Source organism: Thalassospira sp. (assembly GCF_040218635.1).
Classification (GTDB): Bacteria; Pseudomonadota; Alphaproteobacteria; order Rhodospirillales; family Thalassospiraceae; genus Thalassospira.
Genome location: NZ_JAVJRB010000011.1, coordinates 494,987 through 513,454, shown reverse-complemented (window position 1 = coordinate 513,454; position 18,468 = coordinate 494,987). Strand labels below are relative to the sequence as shown.

At 53.4% G+C, this 18,468-nt stretch carries 15 protein-coding genes; 3 read left to right on the top strand and 12 right to left on the bottom strand.

What is annotated here, in order from left to right; all coding sequences use genetic code 11:
* Positions 1-78: 78 nt before the first annotated feature.
* The 6 genes from RIC05_RS13570 to RIC05_RS13545 all read right to left on the bottom strand — a co-directional run bounded on the left by RIC05_RS13570 (position 79) and on the right by RIC05_RS13545 (position 9,124).
* Positions 79-2,991 carry a 2-oxoglutarate dehydrogenase E1 component gene (locus RIC05_RS13570; RefSeq protein ID WP_350048162.1) on the bottom strand — a complete coding sequence of 971 codons (2,913 nt, stop codon included), beginning with the start codon at positions 2,989-2,991 and terminating at the stop codon, positions 79-81.
* 70 nt (positions 2,992-3,061) lie between these two features.
* Positions 3,062-3,937, bottom strand: a complete 876-nt coding sequence (gene sucD, locus RIC05_RS13565) for a succinate--CoA ligase subunit alpha (RefSeq protein ID WP_350042671.1) — start codon at positions 3,935-3,937, stop codon at positions 3,062-3,064.
* A 2-nt stretch (positions 3,938-3,939) separates the two neighbouring features.
* Positions 3,940-5,169 carry an ADP-forming succinate--CoA ligase subunit beta gene (gene sucC / locus RIC05_RS13560; protein ID WP_350048833.1) on the bottom strand — a complete coding sequence of 410 codons (1,230 nt, stop codon included), beginning with the start codon at positions 5,167-5,169 and terminating at the stop codon, positions 3,940-3,942.
* Positions 5,170-5,312: 143 nt separating this feature from the next.
* Positions 5,313-6,263 (bottom strand): malate dehydrogenase, encoded by a 951-nt coding sequence (mdh, locus tag RIC05_RS13555; protein ID WP_350042670.1) that lies wholly within the window; start codon positions 6,261-6,263, stop codon positions 5,313-5,315.
* A gap of 611 nt (positions 6,264-6,874) precedes the next feature.
* Entirely contained in the window at positions 6,875-8,002 is a 1,128-nt protein-coding gene (gene zapE, locus RIC05_RS13550) for a cell division protein ZapE (protein WP_350048164.1), read from the bottom strand.
* A 132-nt stretch (positions 8,003-8,134) separates the two neighbouring features.
* The gene (locus tag RIC05_RS13545; protein WP_350048166.1) at positions 8,135-9,124 is read right to left on the bottom strand and encodes a zinc transporter ZntB; all 990 of its coding nucleotides are present in this window, start codon (positions 9,122-9,124) and stop codon (positions 8,135-8,137) included.
* Positions 9,125-9,290: 166 nt separating this feature from the next.
* Here RIC05_RS13545 and RIC05_RS13540 point away from each other — a divergent pair, with 166 nt between their 5' ends.
* Entirely contained in the window at positions 9,291-11,918 is a 2,628-nt protein-coding gene (locus RIC05_RS13540; RefSeq protein WP_350048168.1) for a DUF3772 domain-containing protein, read from the top strand.
* Positions 11,919-11,934: 16 nt separating this feature from the next.
* Here the strand turns inward: RIC05_RS13540 and RIC05_RS13535 are convergent, their stop codons facing one another.
* The 3 genes from RIC05_RS13535 to nadA form a co-directional block, all read right to left on the bottom strand.
* Entirely contained in the window at positions 11,935-12,357 is a 423-nt protein-coding gene (locus RIC05_RS13535) for an NUDIX hydrolase (RefSeq protein ID WP_350048169.1), read from the bottom strand.
* Positions 12,358-12,363: 6 nt separating this feature from the next.
* Entirely contained in the window at positions 12,364-13,203 is an 840-nt protein-coding gene (nadC, locus tag RIC05_RS13530; RefSeq protein WP_350048171.1) for a carboxylating nicotinate-nucleotide diphosphorylase, read from the bottom strand.
* 78 nt (positions 13,204-13,281) lie between these two features.
* On the bottom strand, positions 13,282-14,304 hold the full coding sequence (nadA, locus tag RIC05_RS13525; RefSeq protein ID WP_350048173.1) for a quinolinate synthase NadA: 1,023 nt from the start codon (positions 14,302-14,304) through the stop codon (positions 13,282-13,284).
* Between the two features lie 567 nt (positions 14,305-14,871).
* Here nadA and RIC05_RS13520 point away from each other — a divergent pair.
* Together RIC05_RS13520 and RIC05_RS13515 are read left to right on the top strand one after the other, a co-directional pair.
* Positions 14,872-15,147, top strand: a complete 276-nt coding sequence (locus RIC05_RS13520) for a hypothetical protein (protein ID WP_350048175.1) — start codon at positions 14,872-14,874, stop codon at positions 15,145-15,147.
* Between the two features lie 306 nt (positions 15,148-15,453).
* Positions 15,454-15,678 (top strand): hypothetical protein, encoded by a 225-nt coding sequence (locus RIC05_RS13515; RefSeq protein ID WP_350048177.1) that lies wholly within the window; start codon positions 15,454-15,456, stop codon positions 15,676-15,678.
* A gap of 63 nt (positions 15,679-15,741) precedes the next feature.
* Here the strand turns inward: RIC05_RS13515 and RIC05_RS13510 are convergent, their stop codons facing one another.
* From RIC05_RS13510 to RIC05_RS13500, 3 genes are all read right to left on the bottom strand, one after another.
* On the bottom strand, positions 15,742-17,130 hold the full coding sequence (locus tag RIC05_RS13510; RefSeq protein WP_350048179.1) for a glutamine synthetase family protein: 1,389 nt from the start codon (positions 17,128-17,130) through the stop codon (positions 15,742-15,744).
* Between the two features lie 72 nt (positions 17,131-17,202).
* Positions 17,203-17,694 carry a class I SAM-dependent methyltransferase gene (locus tag RIC05_RS13505; protein WP_350048181.1) on the bottom strand — a complete coding sequence of 164 codons (492 nt, stop codon included), beginning with the start codon at positions 17,692-17,694 and terminating at the stop codon, positions 17,203-17,205.
* 97 nt (positions 17,695-17,791) lie between these two features.
* Positions 17,792-18,397, bottom strand: a complete 606-nt coding sequence (locus tag RIC05_RS13500) for a glutathione S-transferase family protein (RefSeq protein ID WP_350048183.1) — start codon at positions 18,395-18,397, stop codon at positions 17,792-17,794.
* Positions 18,398-18,468: the final 71 nt, after the last annotated feature.

Below are 18,468 nucleotides of genomic sequence, written 5' to 3'. Positions count from 1 at the left end.
GCAGTGTGGGTCTGCCGTGATGCGAATGAATTCTAAATGAACGTAACGAACGGGCGATTTCTCGCCCGTTCGGGAAAGCTATTTGACGCTAAGTGCCGCATCGACCAATTCGGCCTGTTCACGCAAGTGGGCCTTCAGAAGACCCGTTGCCGGCGAAGCGGATGCTGCGCGACCGACATAGACGGGACGACCCGTCTTGTGTTTGATGCTGGAAAGCACGGCTTCGATACGACGATCGACAAAGTACCAGGAACCCATGTTTTCGGATTCTTCCTGACACCAGACAACATCAGCATTCGGATACTTCGCCAGTTCGGTTGCCAGTTCTTTTTCCGGCCACGGATAAAGCTGTTCAACACGGACAAGTGCAACATCGTCAATGCCACGGTTTTCACGTTCGGCGAGAAGATCGTAATAGACCTTACCCGACGACAGAACGACGCGTTTGACTTTTTTGTCATCGGTCAGCTTGCCAGCTTCGCTGATCACAGGAAGGAATGTCGTGCCTGCACTGAATTCGGACAGGGACGACACACACTGCTTGTGACGCAGAAGCGATTTCGGCGTCATCAGGATCAGCGGTTTACGGAACGAGCGACGAATCTGACGGCGCAGGATGTGGTAATAGTTTGCAGGGGTCGTGACGTTGGCCACCTGCATGTTGTTTTCACCACAAAGCTGCAGGTAACGTTCCAGACGCGCAGAACTATGTTCCGGGCCCTGGCCTTCGTAACCGTGCGGCAGAAGCATCACCAGACCCGACATGCGCAGCCATTTGGCTTCGCCCGAGCTGATGAACTGGTCAATGATGACCTGTGCACCGTTGGCAAAATCACCGAACTGAGCTTCCCAAAGAACCAAGGAGTGCGGTTCTGCAAGTGTGATGCCGTATTCAAAGCCAAGAACACCTGCTTCGGACAGTGGCGAGTTGAGAACTTCAAGCTCGGCCTGACCGGTACGGATGTTGTTGAGCGGGGTGTATTTTGCTTCGTTGGTCTGGTCGATCAGTTTGGCATGACGCTGCGAGAAGGTCCCGCGTTGGCAATCCTGACCGGACAAACGAACCGGCGTTCCTTCGCACATCAGGGTACCAAATGCCATGGCTTCAGCCGTCGCCCAGTCAAAACCTTCGCCGGTTTCAAACATCTTGGCTTTGGCCTTCAACTGACGAAGGATCTTTTTGTTGATGTTATAATCGCTTGGCGGGGTGGACAAAGCGCGTCCGACTTCGGCAAGCAGATCAGCTTCAACACCGGTTTCACCGGTCCAGTCAGCATCTTCACCATGCGATGAAGCAAGACCCGACCATTTACCTTCAAGCCAGTCAGCTTTGTTCGGACGGTAGTTTTCTGACGCCTTGAATTCTTCATCAAGGTAGTTCTGGAATGACTTGTCCAGTTCCTTGATGCGTTCTTCGGTCAGAAGACCTTCCTTGATCAGCTGCTGTGCATAAATGTCTTTGGTGGTCGGATGTTTGCCGATCACGTCATACATTTTTGGCTGGGTGAATGCCGGTTCGTCGCTTTCATTGTGGCCAAAGCGGCGATAGCAGAACATGTCGATGACAACGTCCTGTTTGAATTCCTGACGGAACTCGGTCGCAATACGCGCGGCATGGACCACAGCTTCGGGGTCATCCCCATTAACGTGCAGGATAGGTGCCTGAACGACTTTGGCAATGTCCGAGCAATAGGGTGACGAACGTGAATCGGTTGGTTTGGTCGTGAAACCGATCTGGTTGTTGACGACAAAGTGGATCGTACCGCCGGTACGATAGCCTTTGAGGTGCGACAGATCGAAGGTTTCTGCGACAAGACCCTGACCGGCAAAGGCCGCATCACCGTGCAGGAGGATACCCATAACCTGCTCGCGATTGGTGTCTTTGCGTTGGGCCTGTTTGGCGCGGACCTTACCGAGAACAACAGTGTTAACCGCCTCAAGGTGCGACGGGTTCGCCGTCAGCGAGAGGTGAACAACATTGCCGTCAAATTCGCGGTCGGCAGATGTGCCAAGGTGATATTTAACATCGCCCGAGCCCATCACATCTTCCGGCTTGGACGGGTTGCCCATGAATTCCGAGAAGATTGCCTGGAAAGGTTTGTTCAGAACGTTGGCAAGAACGTTCAAGCGGCCACGGTGCGGCATGCCGAACACAACCTCGCGGATGCCAAGCTGGCTCCCACGTTTGAGGATCTGTTCCATTGCCGGCATCAGGGCTTCGCCACCATCGATACCGAAACGTTTGGTCCCGACATATTTGGTGTGCAGATAGTTTTCGAAACCTTCGGCTTCGACGAGGCGTTCAAGGATTGCTTCTTTGCCGCGTGCCGTAAACTGCGTCTGGTTGCCGATGCTTTCGATACGCTGTTGAATCCATGACTTCTGTTCAGGTTCCTGAATGTGCATGAATTCAATACCGATCGAGCCGCAATAGGTTTTGCGGGCAAGCGATACAATCTGGCGGATGGTCGCGGTTTCAAGGCCAAGAACATTGGCGATGTGAATCGGACGGTCCAGATCGTCTTCGGTGAAGCCGTAAGTTTTCGGATCAAGTTCCGGATGCGGATCGCGCGGAGCGATACCAAGCGGATCAAGATTGGCTTCCAGATGTCCACGCACACGATAAGATCGGATCAACATCAATGCGCGAATGGAATCATTGGTCGCAGCACGGATGACATCAGAATTTACCTGATTACCCGAAGATGCCGCATGAGCTGCCGGCGCGTAACCCATCTGGGTCGGGCGTTCGGCATGCCCTTGTGAGACGTCGTATCCCTCCATGCCGCCGACGACCTTGGTTTCCCGCGGCTGCCAGCTAGGCCCACGCATTTCTGCGAGGAGATCGGAGGCGTCGTCCTGCAACCCGTCAAAAAACTCTGCCCAGCTCTGGTCAACCGCAGACGGGTTTTCCACATACCGGGCGTAGAGTTCAGCGATGTAGGTTGCGTTCGACTCGTTCAGAATCGTGTCGAGATCTTGAGGTTTCATTTGTGGTCTTGGAAGGCATGGTCCCCAAGAAGGACCACGCCCCCCCTTGCCTTTCCTCTGACTACCCAGATTAGCCCTTCAAAGCCTTCAGCATGGTCGAGCCGAGGCTTGCAGGCGAATCAGCAACAAGAACGCCAGCACTGCGCATTGCGTCCATTTTCGCATCCGCAGTACCCTGACCACCGGAGATGATCGCACCGGCATGGCCCATGCGTTTACCCGGAGGTGCGGTAACACCGGCGATGAAGCCTGCAACCGGTTTCTTGACGGCCGAAGCTTTCAAGAACTCACATGCTTCTTCTTCTGCTGTACCACCGATCTCACCGATCATGATGATGCCTTCGGTTTCCGGATCCCGCAGGAACAGGTCAAGGCAATCGATGAAGTTGGTGCCGTTAACCGGGTCACCACCGATACCGATACAGGTCGACTGACCCAGGCCTGCGGCCGTGGTCTGTGCAACTGCTTCGTAGGTGAGTGTACCGGAACGCGATACGATACCGATTTTACCACGACGGTGAATGTGACCCGGCATGATGCCGATTTTGCATTCGTCTGGCGTGATGATACCCGGGCAGTTCGGGCCGATCAGGCGGGTCGAAGAACCTTCGAGCGCACGCTTGACGCGGACCATGTCAGCAACCGGAATACCTTCGGTGATGCAGACAGCCAGTTCGATTTTTGCATCGATGGCTTCAAGAATTGCATCTGCAGCGAAGGGCGGCGGAACATAGATCACAGAAGCATTTGCTTCGGTGACGTGTTTCGCTTCGGCAACGGTGTTGAAAACCGGCAGGTCAAGGTGCTTGGTGCCGCCTTTACCCGGGGTTACGCCACCAACCATTTTGGTGCCATAGGCAATTGCTTGTTCGCTGTGGAAGGTACCTTGCGAACCAGTGAAACCCTGGCAGATAACTTTGGTGTTTTTATCGACGAGAACAGCCATAGTTACGCGGCCTCCTTCACAGCTTTGACCACCTTTTCGGCGGCATCGGCAAGGTTGTCAGCCGAAACAATCGGCAGACCCGACTCTTCGAGGATCTTCTTGCCAAGTTCGACATTCGTACCTTCGAGGCGAACGACCAGCGGGACGTTCAGGCTGACTTCGCGTGCCGCGGCGATAACGCCCTCGGCGATCACGTCACAACGCATGATGCCACCAAAGATGTTGACCAGAATGCCTTCGACATTCGGATCAGACAAAATCAGTTTGAAGGCCGTGGTAACGCGTTCTTTGGTTGCGCCGCCGCCAACGTCAAGGAAGTTTGCCGGTGCGCCACCATAAAGCTTGATGATGTCCATGGTTGCCATGGCAAGGCCTGCGCCATTCACCATGCAGCCGATGGTACCATCGAGCTTGATGTAGTTGAGGCTGTGTTTGGCAGCTTCAAGTTCAGCCGGGTTTTCTTCGTCTTCATCGCGCAGGTTTTCGATGTCCGGATGACGGAACAGCGCGTTGTCGTCGAAGTTCATTTTGCAATCAAGCGCAATGATGTCGCCTTCACCGGTCACGACCAGCGGGTTGATTTCAACCATGGCAGCATCGGTGTCGAGGAAGCACTGGTACATTGCCGACATGAATTTGACAGCTTTGGAAACCTGCTTGCCTTCGAGGCCAAGTGCGAATGCCAGTTTACGGCCGTGGAAGCCCGAGAAGCCAGCTGCCGGATCGATATCAACGGTGATGATCTTTTCCGGGGTTGCTTCTGCTACTTCTTCAATGTCCATTCCGCCTTCGGTGGAAGCCATGAAGATCACGCGCGAGCAAGCGCGGTCGACGAGAACCGAAAGATACAGTTCGCGTGCGATGTCGCAGCCTTCTTCGATGTAAACGCGTTTGACTTCTTTGCCGTCCGGGCCGGTCTGGTGGGTCACCAGGGTCGAACCGAGCATCTGTCCTGCGTTTACGCCAACTTCTTCGACGCTTTTGACAACGCGAACGCCGCCTTTATCGCCGGCTTTGGCTTCCTTGAAGGTGCCCTTACCGCGGCCACCTGCATGGATCTGGGATTTCACCACGTAAACCGGACCAGCCTGTGACTGGGCAGCTTCGATGGCTTCTTCGGCGGTATATGCAACTTTGCCGTTCGGCACGGTCACACCGTATTTGCGAAGAATTTCTTTCGCCTGGTACTCATGAATATTCATGTTCGGTCGCTTTCTTGCCTTCCGTACGATTTCCTGTGGGTCAGAAATCGGGATTTCAACGTCCCCATAATCTTGCGAGAGGGACTTTGTTTGCGAGGCCCGCGATCATTGACGTCATACAAACGACAATGATTGAAAAACGGGCTGGTCACTGACCAGCCCGTTTCGCGTTCTTAGAGCATGCCCTTGGCAGCTTCGACCAGTCCGCGAACTGCGTTCACGGAATTTTCGAAGTTTGCTTTTTCGGACTCATCAAGATTGATCTCGACGATACGCTCAACACCGCCAGCGCCCAGAACAACCGGGACGCCAACGTAAATACCATCAACGCCATACTCGCCGCTCAGGTAAGCAGCAACCGGCATGACGCGTTTCTGATCTTTCAGGTAGCTTTCTGCCATTGCGACTGCCGAAGCAGCCGGAGCATAGAAAGCAGAACCGGTTTTCAGCAGAGCAACGATTTCGGCGCCACCATCACGGGTGCGCTGCACGATCTCGTCGATTTTCTCCTGCGTGGTCCAACCCATTTTGATCAGGTCAGGAACCGGGATGCCTGCAACGGTCGAATAGCGGATCGACGGGACCATGGTGTCGCCGTGGCCGCCAAGAACGAATGCGGTAACGTCCTTGACCGAAACTTTGAATTCTTCTGCGAGGAAGTAACGGAAACGTGCTGAGTCCAGAACGCCTGCCATGCCAACAACTTTCTTCGGATCGAAGCCGGTTGCCTGCTGCATCACCCAAACCATCGCATCAAGCGGGTTGGTGATGACAATGACGAATGCGTCAGGTGCATGTTCTTTAATGCCCTGACCAACCTGGGTCATGACTTTGGTGTTGATGCCGATGAGATCATCACGGCTCATGCCCGGTTTGCGGGCGACACCTGCGGTGACGATGACGACATCAGCGCCTGCGATGTCTTTATAGTCACTGCTACCCTTGAGGTCGGCATCAAACATGTCGACGGGGGAGGATTCAGCAATGTCGAGCGACTTGCCCTGTGGCATGCCATCAACGATGTCGAAAAGGACGACGTCGCCAAGCTCTTTCAGTCCGACGAGGTGTGCAAGTGTGCCACCAATATTGCCAGCACCGACGAGCGCGATCTTGTTGCGGGCCATTCCGTTACCTTCTTCCCTATTGCGCTTCCTGGGGGTCAAACTCAAGTTGGGAGCGCGATTGAAAATTTAAACCTGCGAACGCGAAATAATCGTTCGTAAACACCAAGTGTCCTAAACTGATTTGTCCTGATTTACAAGGGGAAACCCTGCTGTTTTCACGAGGAAAACTGCCGGTTCGGGGTTTGTTGCAACTATGGTCTAAAAGCTCAAAAACCATTCATGTTGCAGATGCGAAGATGGGCGAATGCGCAGCAAAACCAAAGCCTGTTTACGGTTGCGGCCTGCTTAAAGGAAAGGCAGTCTGCGTGTTTGCTGCGTATTCGGGCCTGAAAGCACCGCGAAACAGCCAGAGCATTGCGCCAAACTGCTATCTGCCATGCAGGGCGTGCCTATTCGAAAAATCTCTAATGTGATGAATTTTGCGCGAAGATGCGTTTGTGACATGGCTCACGCAAGAATCGCCCGGCGATACGCGCCCATACGGTGAATTATTGCGATGGTTTTAAGCTCTGATGGGTGGAGTCGTTTTAAAGCCGGTCCATCAGGGGGATTCAGAGGGCTTCTGGTATAGCCGCAGGTGGGGCAAATCCCCCAATTGGTCGCTCAGACCATCAGGTCAGATGCGTCATATCAAGATATTCCTGACTGCGCATTTCCGTCATCCGCGACACCGTGCGCTGGAATTCGAATGAATAGTCGCCGTCGGTGTAAATGTCGGTCGGGTCGCATTCGATGGCACAAATCAGTTTGGTTTTATGTTCATACATCGCATCGATCAGGGTCCCGAACCGTTTCGCCCAATCGCGACGTGCATCAGGAAGTTTGGGGATGAAATCAATGACGATCGTATGGAAGTGGGTGGCAAGTGCAATATAATCGCCCGGCCCAAGCGGGCGGGTGCAAAGCTCTTCAAAACTGAATTTGGCGACACCTGCACCGACGGCAGAAATTTCGATCTTGCGGCCTTTGACCGTCAGGCTATCGGCGACGACGCGCGCGCCTTCGGTCACGGTTTTGAACATGTCATCGATTTTGCCCGCAGCTTCCTTTTGCGTGATCGGATACACAAACACGTCCGCCGCGGTCAGGTTACGCATGCGATAGTCGGTCTGACTGGCCAGTTCGAGAACATCAAGTTTGTGCTTGATCATATCGATGAAGGGCAAAAAGTTCTGGCGCTGCAATCCGTCTTTATAAAGATCGTCAGGCATGCGGTTTGAGGTGGTGACAATCACCACACCATGATCGAACAACTGTTCAAACAATCGTCCAAGGATCATGGCATCGGTAATGTCGGTGACCTGCATTTCATCAAAGCACAAAAGCCATGCGTCATCGGCTAGATCGCGTGCGATGGGCGGGATCGGATCGGCATGGTCTTTTTTCTTGGTCTGGCGATAACGGTGCATGCGTTCATGCACATCCTGCATAAAGTCATGGAAATGAACCCGACGCTTTTTTTCAATGTCGATGGTTTCATAAAACAAATCCATCAGCATCGATTTGCCACGCCCGACCTCACCATAAATATAAAGCCCCGATGGCGGGGTTGGTTCGTCGCGACGGCGGGTCAGCCCAAACCGTTCGCGCCAGCCACCCGTGCCGGTTGCGGGTTCATAATGGGTCAGCGCATTTCTAAGACTTTGCAGTTTTTCAGCACAAAGTTCCTGCATCGGATCGTGGGACAGCTCACCAGAGGTGATTTTCGCGCGATAACGTGAAAGCGGGCCGTCGGTCATCAACATATCTCGAATGCAGTGAAAGAAATGGGGGCGTTGGCAATGTCATAGCGCCAAGATGCACTGCATTGCAATAAGGGGCTTTGCATTGCAGTTCCGTCTTCTCGCTCGTGAATGGCGAAAGTGGCGTATTCAGATCAGGCGCATTTTCTTAAATAGCCAGACTTCAAATGCGACGATTGCGGCCAGTATGATCGCAACCCCGACAAATCCCCACGGGCTATCCGCTGCAGGAATGCCGCCGACATTGATCCCCAAAAGGCCGGTCACGAAACTGATCGGCAGGAACAGCCCGGCAATGACGGTCAACCAATACATGGTTCGGTTCATGCGTTCGGTTTCAAGCGCCATCAGGTTTTCATTCACGATTTGAAGACGTTCACGCAAAGAATCAAACTCTTCGACTTGGCGGATCGTTTTATCGGCCAGCGCACGGGCGCGCCGTTTAAACCGTTTATCCGACCAACTGGGTTTTTGGTCGACAAATAAACCAAGTGCGTCGCGCTGTGGCGCAAGATGGCGTCTTAGGCGTGACAGTTGATTGCGGATATCGGATCCGCGCATGCGCAAGGGCAGCGTTTTGCCTTCGGTCATGGCGACCTGATCGTCTTCAAGGGCTTCGACGTCTTCTTCAAGGTCGTGGACGACATTTTCAACCCGATAGGCCAACCTTTCGGCAACGGTCAGAACAAAATCGTCGGGGCTTTTGGGGGCTGCGTTTGCGGCAATGGCGCTTCGAATGTCGTCAAAAGCCTTCAACGACTGATTGCGCAGCGTGATAATGATGTTTTCTGAAAGCCAGAAACGCACAGAAATCATATCCGCAGGGTCATTTTCTGCGTTCAGGTTAACCCCGCGAAGGTTCATGGAAAAACCATGATCATAGAAGAAGACAGACGGGCGCGTGCCACGGGTTGCCAAACTGTTGGCGATGGTCGGGTCGATGCCGGCAATATCGGTCAGCCAGGAATGAACGCCGTCGGCCATCCAGTCGAGATGAACCCAAAGATAATGTCCGCTATCAAGCGCAGGTAACTGGGTTGCAATTTTGTCCCAGGCAATTGGCTGTGCTGAGCTGTCTGGCGCGATGTCGAATGCGTTGATCAGACCCGATGTCGTCATCTTTGGTTCCCTTTTTACTGTGGTACGCACAGAAACGGATGGAGGGTCGTGTCTTGCCGGGAACGAAACGTTACGTGATTCGTTATGGGCTTCAGTGTAACCTGTTTACAAATCGGGAAAAACGGTCAAATACCGTTCTTTTGAGGATCATGGTGGAATTTCAAGCATGAGTTCAATGCGTCGTTTATGTGCCGGGTTCGCCATTTGCATTTTTGCGATGGCAATGGCAACAGATCTTCAGGCACAGAATGCTACGTCTGGCGGCGATATGGGGCCGGGGCAAGAGGCAGTTCAAAAGGTTGAACTCGACAATGCCCAGGCGCGTATCGCTGAATGGGATGCGCAGCTTGGTGAACTTGAAGATGCGTTGGGCAACAGCGAAATTCTTGGCCGTGTGATATCGGACGGTCGTAGAACGACCGAGCAAATGGCTGTTGCGACATCTGCCTTGCGTAATTTGGCATCAGATCGTCTGAAACGATTAAACGCCGCCAAAAGCAAACTTGGTGAACCGCCTGCGGAAGGGCAGGACGAAGTTCCCGCCGTTGCCCGTGAACGCGAACGGCTTAATCAGGATATTGCAAAAGTAAGCGGGCTGATCAAACAGATTGAACTGGTTGATTTCCGGGCTGCTGAAATCTCGGATCGACTGGCCAGTTTGGCGCGCGAACGTTTTACGCGACGCATCCTTGGTCGGGTTGATGTGCCGCTTGATCCTCGCATTTGGGTTGAGGCCGGAAGTGAAATCCTTGCCGTTCCAAGCATGGTTCAGGCCCGTTATTCCAATCTGGAAGTCCAAGGCGTTATTGCTGATGAGCTGAACGAAATCGCACCGGGATTGGTGTTTTTGGCGATGGTCGTGTTGGCGGCTTTGGTTGGTGGCGAGGTCGTCGTTCTGCGATACATCCCCGCCCGCTGGAAGGTCATGCCAAAAGAAGACCGGATTGCGTTGATTTCGGGAACCCGGTTTGTCTTTACGGCATTGGTGCCCGGCATTGCGCTTCTGATTGCCTACAGCATGCTCGACTCACAGGAAGAGCTGCTTAAGGGCAGTATGGGCGACTTTATTCATCAATGTTTTGCAGCGGCATTGTTCTTGTTGTTTGTGGGTGCGTCGGTCCGCAGTGTTCATTCACCATTTGCCCCGACTTTGCGCCGATCCGGGACCACGACACGTGGTGCACGGGTTGTTGGTATCGCATCGCTTGCCGTCGCCCTGATTTTTGCTGTCGATATGATCTTGCTGCAGGGGGCAACCACGCTTGGGACCTCGCTGAATGTTGCGTTGATTCAAAGCATCACCAATGTCCTTGTTATTTCGATCCTGCTTTATGTCTGCTCGCTTGGTGTGTTTTGGGTCCATGGGGAACGGGTGCGGCACGAATTTTGGGCCAAACTGGAACGCCGCAGTCGTCGGGGGCTTAAGGCTGTTGCGATTATTTTGCCGGTTCTGATGGTCCTGGGCTATGTCGCACTGGCGCGGTTTATTCTTGAAAACCTGATCATGGCGGCGGCGTTCCTGACCTGTTACTGGCTGTTGCGCGGGTTTTTCCGGGCCCTGATGCACACCTATCTGGTGCAGCCCGATGAACCCAAAGATGACAGCACGCCCGATACGGTGCACGGCACATTGTATTTCTGGTTACGGGTAACGATTGATGTCGTGATGGTCATCATCGCGATCCCTGCTGCGGTCATGGTCTTTACCGATATTGCATGGGTTGATTTGCTCAGTGCAGGCGAACAGGCCTTCATCGGAATTCAGGTTGGCGGCATTCATTTCTCGTTGCGTGCGATCCTTCTTGCTGTCGTGATGTTTGTCATTGTGCTGGGCCTGATGCGGTTCTTCCAGCGGATGCTTTCAACGCGGGTTTTGCCCAACACCAAACTTGATCAGGGATTACAGCATTCTGTTTCGGCAATCTTTGGTTATGCCGGAATTTGTCTTGCGGTCCTGATGGCAATTTCCGCCGCCGGTATGGATTTGTCCAACCTTGCGATCATTGCCGGTGCCATTTCGGTCGGTATCGGTTTTGGCATGCAAAGTATTGTGAATAACTTTGTCTCCGGCCTGATCTTGCTGGTCGAACGTCCGATCAAGGTTGGTGACTGGATTGTGGTCGGGGCCGATCAGGGGTTCGTTAAAGACATCCGGGTGCGCGCAACCGAGATTGAAACATTTGATCGATCGTCGATTGTGATCCCGAACTCCGAACTGATTTCCAACCGGGTTCTGAACTGGACGCTTAAGGAGCGTTCAGGGCGTGGCATCATCAAGATTGGCGTATCTTATGGATCAGATGTCGAAAAGGTCCGCGAAATCCTGCTTGAAATGGCCGATAAACGCCGCGAAATCCTGAGTTACCCGGCACCCCAGGTGGTGTTTATGGATTTCGGGGCCAGTTCGCTTGATTTTGAATTGCGGTATTTCCTGCGCGATATTGCAGATGTCCTGGCGGTTGCAAGTTCAATCCGCTTTGAATTGGTACAGCGTTTCCGCGATGACGGGGTCGAAGTTCCGTTCCCGCAGCGTGATCTTAATCTGCGCGACATCGATAAGCTGACCGATGCAATTCGTGAAGCAGGACAGGGGCGCAGGCAGCCTGCGCGCGATGCGCAAAAGCATGATGAACCTGATCCGTCGGCGTCAGATGATGCGGATGACATTGGCGAAGGGGCAGAAAAGAAACCGACCCCGCCATCCGCAGCAAAGGATGTGTCGCGCGATGGGGATGCGGCAGGGCGTTCTATTCCCGATCCCGGTGGTGATTCTGATGGGGATGCGCCGCGCTAGGCGAGAGCGTGTCGCATCAGATATCAAATAATGCAGCAGTGATCTTTTGGCCCATCGGGGCCATCAGATCGCGCTCACGCGGGGTAAGCCAGCGGAGTTCGGCAATTTCACCAGAAGGCGCAAGTTCGCCGGTATAATAGGCGGTGAAACAGGTCATGCGGACAATCGTGCCGTCTGGCTGGTGATGCCCCTGTCCGGCAAAGGTACCGAGGGTGCGAATTGTGCCGGGGATCAGGTTGACGCCAAGTTCTTCGCTGATTTCACGCTGGATGGCATCGCGTGCGGTTTCGCCCGGATTAATCTTGCCACCGGGCAGATAAAACCGGTCCCGCCCGTGGCTGCGCACAGACAGGATTTTTGCACCGTCCCGCAATATCCAGTTGGCGGTTTCAACCACCTTGGTGATGGCGGGTTCTATCTGGTTTTCCTGATTTCGCATGCGGCCTTACAGGATCGCAACATCAAGCCCGATATCAACGGCCGGGGCTGATTGCGTAATCCGCCCGACTGAAACGTAATCGACACCGGTGGCGGCAATGGCTCCAATGGTTTGAAGGTTCACACCGCCCGATGCCTCAGTCTTACAGCGACCACCTACAATTGCAACAGCCTTGCGCAGTACATCCGGGTTCATGTTATCAAGCAGGATGATATCAGCACCCGCATCTGTGGCCTCAGCCACCTGATCAAGGGTATCGCATTCAACTTCGATTTTCGGAAGATTGGCCGCACGGGCAGCTTCGACGCATTTCGTGATCGATCCGACAACACCGATATGGTTGTCCTTGATCATCACCCCGTCATAAAGCCCCATGCGGTGGTTTTGTGCGCCGCCCATACGGGTTGCGTATTTTTCAAGTTTGCGCCAACCCGGCAAAGTTTTACGGGTATCAAGCAGCTTTGCCGATGTTTCGCCCATGGCGCTCACATAGGTGCGCGTGGTGGTGGCGATCCCTGAAAGATGCTGCAGGGTATTAAGCGCGGTGCGTTCGGCGGTCAGAATGCCGCGTGCATTGCCCTCGACCACGGCGAGAACATCCTTGGCCGATACCGCGTCACCGTCTTCACAAAGCTTTTCGATTTTGGCGTCAGGAACCAGCTTGCGGAAGCAATCAAGCGCAATATCAAGGCCAGCCACCACGATATCTTCGCGGGTTTCAAGGGCGACGCGCAGGCGCGCGTCGGCGGGAATGACATTGTCCGATGTGATGTCGCCAGTCCCGATATCCTCGGCAAAGGCGCGGTCGATGAATTCCGAAATTTCAGCTTGGGTCAGGACGGTCATTTTGGATTGGCGCTTTGAATGCTGATGGGGATACGGAAACAGCCCCGCAAGTTTTGCGGGGCTGTGAGTTGATTTGGCCTAAGCCGCGTCGTCTTTTTTGACCGGAATGTGTTTTGACATTTCGAGCATACGTTCAAGCGGAGCGACCGCTGCCACGCGAAGGTCTTCCGGCATGACAATCTGCGGGCCGTTATTGACCAGACACAGATACAGCTTTTCGAGCGTATTAAGCTCCATGAACGGGCAGTTGTTGCACGCACAGGAACCGTCAGCACCCGGAACCGGAATGAATTCCTTATGCGGGGCGGCTTTTTCCATCTGGTGGATGATGTGCGGTTCAGTCGCGATCAGATATTTCTGATCCGGGCCGTTAATCACATATTCCAGAATGGCGCGGGTCGACCCGATATGATCGGCATGTTTCAGAATGCCTTCATGGCATTCCGGGTGTGCTGCGACCTTGGCATCCGGATTTTGCGTTTGCAGACGGATCAGTTCGCGTTCGGAAAACTGTTCATGCACGATGCATGACCCGTTCCAAAGCGTCATGTCCCGACCGGTTTTCTTGGCAAGGTAGGAACCAAGATGGCGATCAGGCGCCCACAGGATCGGTTTGTCCAACGGGATTTGATCAATGATCTCGGCCGCGTTGGACGAGGTCACGATAATATCGGATGCGGCCTTCACCTCTGCGGAGCAGTTGATATAGGTGATCGACACGTGATCTGGATGTTCGGCGCGGAACTTGCGGAACGGTTCTGGCTGGCACGAATCTTCGAGCGAGCAACCCGCTTTGGAATCCGGCAGCAGAACGGTTTTATCGGGGCTGAGGATTTTGGCAACTTCAGCCATAAAGCGCACGCCACAAAATACGATGACATCGGCATCGGTTTCGGCGGCTTTGCGGGACAAATCAAGGCTGTCACCGACAAAGTCGGCAAGATCCTGAATTTCCCCATCCTGATAGTAATGGGCCAGAATGATCGCGTTCTTTTCTTTCTTAAGACGGGCAATTTCCGCCTCAAGATCCAAAGTCGGATCAATCTGCATTTCTGACATTGCGTCGGCTGATGCCTCGGCAATGGTGATCATCTCGTTCATGGCGTCGTCTCATCTCGCCTGTTGCAAGCCGGAGATAAGCAGTGGGGCCCGGCATTGCAAGTTAATGACAGTTTGAAACCTGAATATCGCCATTGGGCCGGGAAGGCAAGGAATAGGGGTGCTTGATGGCGATTGTTTAAGTCAGGATGGCGTTTGGCCCGGCTTCCGCCCTAAACCCTGTTCTTGATTTACCAAGAAAAATGGGTTGTCGATGCCGGAGATCTAAAAAATAGGGCGGCGTTTTATTTGAAAAGGCGAAATAAAAAAGAAGATGATTGCAAATTTCGAAGAAATATTCATATAGTAAAAACTGGATATATTTTTAGAGTATCGCAAATATATCGCTTTCTGTTTTGAATTTTATTTTGATCAACGCGGTGTCGATGGGGGTGTTTTAAGTCCCGATGGCGACCCGCGATAAATCACGTGCCTAAAATGATATCTGATTGTTAGGCGACGGGAATCGTCCCGCATGTCCTTTCGAACCAACGTGCGTTCGCGCGCCAGGAGCTCTTTTTGACAAACCGTACCACATCGAAGATTCTGAATTTTGTAAGACCTTTTAGCATGCGCGGCTATGCCGAAGTTTTGCCAGCCGGTTCCTATAAGGTCACCACGGAAGAAACGCAGGATGAAAGTGTTACCTATCCGACATGGCAATGGGTTTCGACACAGATGCATCTGAATACCAATTCTGACCTTCCGGTCGATGGCCGCGTGGTCAGCGTTGATCCCCGCGATCTTGAAGTCGCCTATCTGCGCGATCAGAAAATGATTGATGCCCGCCCGAAAGTCGCATTCTCGGCGCGAAAATCAAATAATCGCGCCAAACGCGTCTTTTGATGCCTGATGGTGTCTCGATCTGTTCCCGGTCAGGCCATCCTGACCGGAAAACGGATCACACCGATTATCCGTAATATTCCCATTCAGCACCTGAAGCCCTCAGCGTCATCTGTTCATGTTCTGCCTGCTTGATCGTAGTGAAAGCAGTGTGGAATCGTGGGACGAGTGCGCGTTGGTTGACATCAGACACCCGGAACGGATCAATCGCGTTCTGCCGTTACATGTCAGCGTTGCAGAATGAGAGGTACATGTTCGCCCAAGATGAATTCATAACTCACATAGCTGACGTAAATGAGAGTCTTGAATATGGATTGGGTCCCGATCGTCTTCGGTACGTTTAAAGTTGTCGCACTGCTGACCGCGATGTTCTTCGCCATCAAGTGGCATTACGACCAAGGGGAGAAGAAAGGAAGGGAAGCGGTTCTGCGCGCAAGCGCCAAGATCACCGCACTCTTCGTTGTGGCGCTGGTGGGGGTAGGGCTGATCGCCTATACCATTAGCAGCATGCTCGGTCTGAACTTGAGCTACTGACGATGGCTTCCTAAAGGCACGCAAATGCGAATGCGGACAGATTTGTTCTTTTGGGAACAGAGGTTAGACCGAAAATCCGTAATATTCCCATTCTGCGGCTGAAACTTTCAGCGCCATCTGTTCATATTCCGCCTGCTTGATCTTGGTAAAGGCGGTATGGAATCTTGGGCCAAGGGTGCGTTTGTTAAAATCAGACCCGCCAAATTGGTCAATCGCGTCCAGCCAATGACGCGGCAGGTCATTGGGGGCTTTGTCCTGACCGATTTCATCATCGCAGGGCTTGCCCGGATCAATTTTGCCTTCAATCCCGTCAAGGGCAGCACCCAGCGTGACAGCCGCGACCAGATACGGGTTGGCATCAACCCCGGCAATGCGATGTTCGAAATGGCGGGTTTTGCCCGGTGTGCCCGGAACCCGTAATGCCACGGTGCGGTTTTCAACGCCCCAGTCATCAGAGGCAGGTGAATACATCGCCGATGCAAACCGGCGCCATGAATTCATGAACGGGGCCAGAAGAAGCATGGTTTCGCCAATGGTGCCGCGAATGCCGCCAATGGCATGAAGCATGAGCGGACTTAATGAACCATCGGCCAGATCGGCAAACAGGTTGTTGCCGTTTTTATCGGCCAGTGACAGATGAAGATGCATGCCTGATCCGGCTTCGTTGCCAAACGGTTTGGGCATAAACACTGCTTCCATCCCGAAGCGCCGGGCGCAGGTGCGAATCAGGCGTTTGGCAATGATCACGTCGTCCGCAGCGCGCATCAGATCGCGATAGCGGATGGTCATTTCATACTGACCCGGACCATATTCCGAAATCAGGGTTTCAAGTGTGAGGTCAAGATGCTTGGCCCCTTCGTACACCGCATCAAACAGCGGCGACATTTCGTCAATCTCGTCGACTGACATGGTGTTGCGCAGTGTGCTGCGGCGTTTGGTCATGGCATAGGATGCCGGGTGATACAGCCCGCCAGAATCGGCCTTGCGATCCACCAGATAAAATTCCAGCTCGAACGCGCCCATCGGGTGATAGCCAAGTTTCTGGGCACGTTTGACCTGTGCGGCAAAGACATTGCGCGGATCAACGTCATGGGGCGATCCGTCATCTTCATACATGCTGATCAGAAGCTGCCCGCGTCCGGTATGGGGCAAATATCCCAATGTTCCTGGAACCGGCCAGCACCGGCAATCACCACCCCCGCCGGTCTGAACCAGCCCGCAATCATCGACATCCTCACCGCTGACATCCTGACCAAAGATCGAGCTTGGCAGGCCGCGTCCGGATTTATAGATGCTTTCCAGTTCGTGACGACGGATCGTCTTGCCCCGGCCAATGCCATGAAAATCGGTGAGGATGATATCAATGGCTTCAACATCCGGATATTTCGCAAGGAAATCCTGCGCTTCGGAAAGTTGGCTGGTGCTTGGCGATGGGGCGTTTGCGATGGTCACAAGATGGCATCCTGATGGTGTTTTATCGTATTAGTCCCGCCTTGATCGGCGGGGAACCTTAAGATCGGGATATTACCCCTGATAGCGCCGGAAGAAATAGCGATCTTTCGGAACACCTTCGGGCAGGGGTTCTTCAATCGTGTTGGGCACGTCAATTTTCTGATCGGATGCGACAATCGCACCTGTCATAAGGGCGGTTGGCAGGGTCGCGCCGATAAAGGAAGCAATTTTGGCATTTAAGGCCTCGTCACCTGTACCGACATCGGAATGCACCAGTGCGACTTTGCCCTTGAACCGTTCAACCGCCATTGGCAGCGTTTCGAAAATATCGCCAAGGAACAAATGATCATCATCGGGAATGCATTTCGGGTGGGCGGCGATCTGACGATCAAAAACGTAAATTTCCCGGTCGGGCATGATTTCGCGCAAATGATCGAATGTGCGACCATTGCCCAAGCCAACTTCAAGCACGATGCCATCCTGATCTTTGATCATTTCTGCGGCCGCATTCAGGCAATCGCGTTGCGCTTGCAGGCGGCGAATAACGCTGTTCAGGCGTGACATATCAGGTGAAGCTCCGAGTTATATTAATATTATAAATGTATGTTCTAGATAGGTTTACGCCCTGTGCAAGTAGACCCTGCACAGGGCGTAACAAGGCTTAGCCTTCAAATTTTGTCGCATCAAACGCCGGAACGCGGGCGCGGAACGCATCAAGCCAGGCCACCAATGTCGGATAGGTTGCGCGCCATGCACCGTCAAAGCGCAGATCAAGATATCCAAGTGCACAGGCAATCGCGACGTGACCGATGGTAAGATCACCATCAAGCGATGGCGGGGTGACGCTGATCTGATCCAGGGCCCGTTTGACCTTGTCTGACTGATAGCTCATCCAATCGGCATGGCGTTTTTCTTCCGGACGCATACGCACTTCATAGACCTGAAGGATCGATGCATCGACGATGCCATCGCCGAGTGCCTGAAGGGTGAGTGCTTCCCAGCGGGCGTCGCCTTCGGTTGGATGCAGGCTGATGCCATCGACTTGCGCGTCGAGATATTCACAAATCACCCGGCTATCAAAAATCTTGCGATCCCCGTCCAAAATCAGGATCGGGATTTTCCCCAACGGGTTCTGGATGCGCAGGCTGTCTTCGGGGTCGTTGGTGTTGGACATTTCAACGGTCAGCTGATCGTAAATGCCAAGCATTTTAGCAACGATTTTAACTTTTCGGCCAAACGGGGACGGGCCACTCGATCGCAGAATCATGATTTTCCTCCGGGCGGATCAATTGTTTGCGCGCAGTGTAAGGGGGAAGTGCAACCCGGAGAAACCGAAAT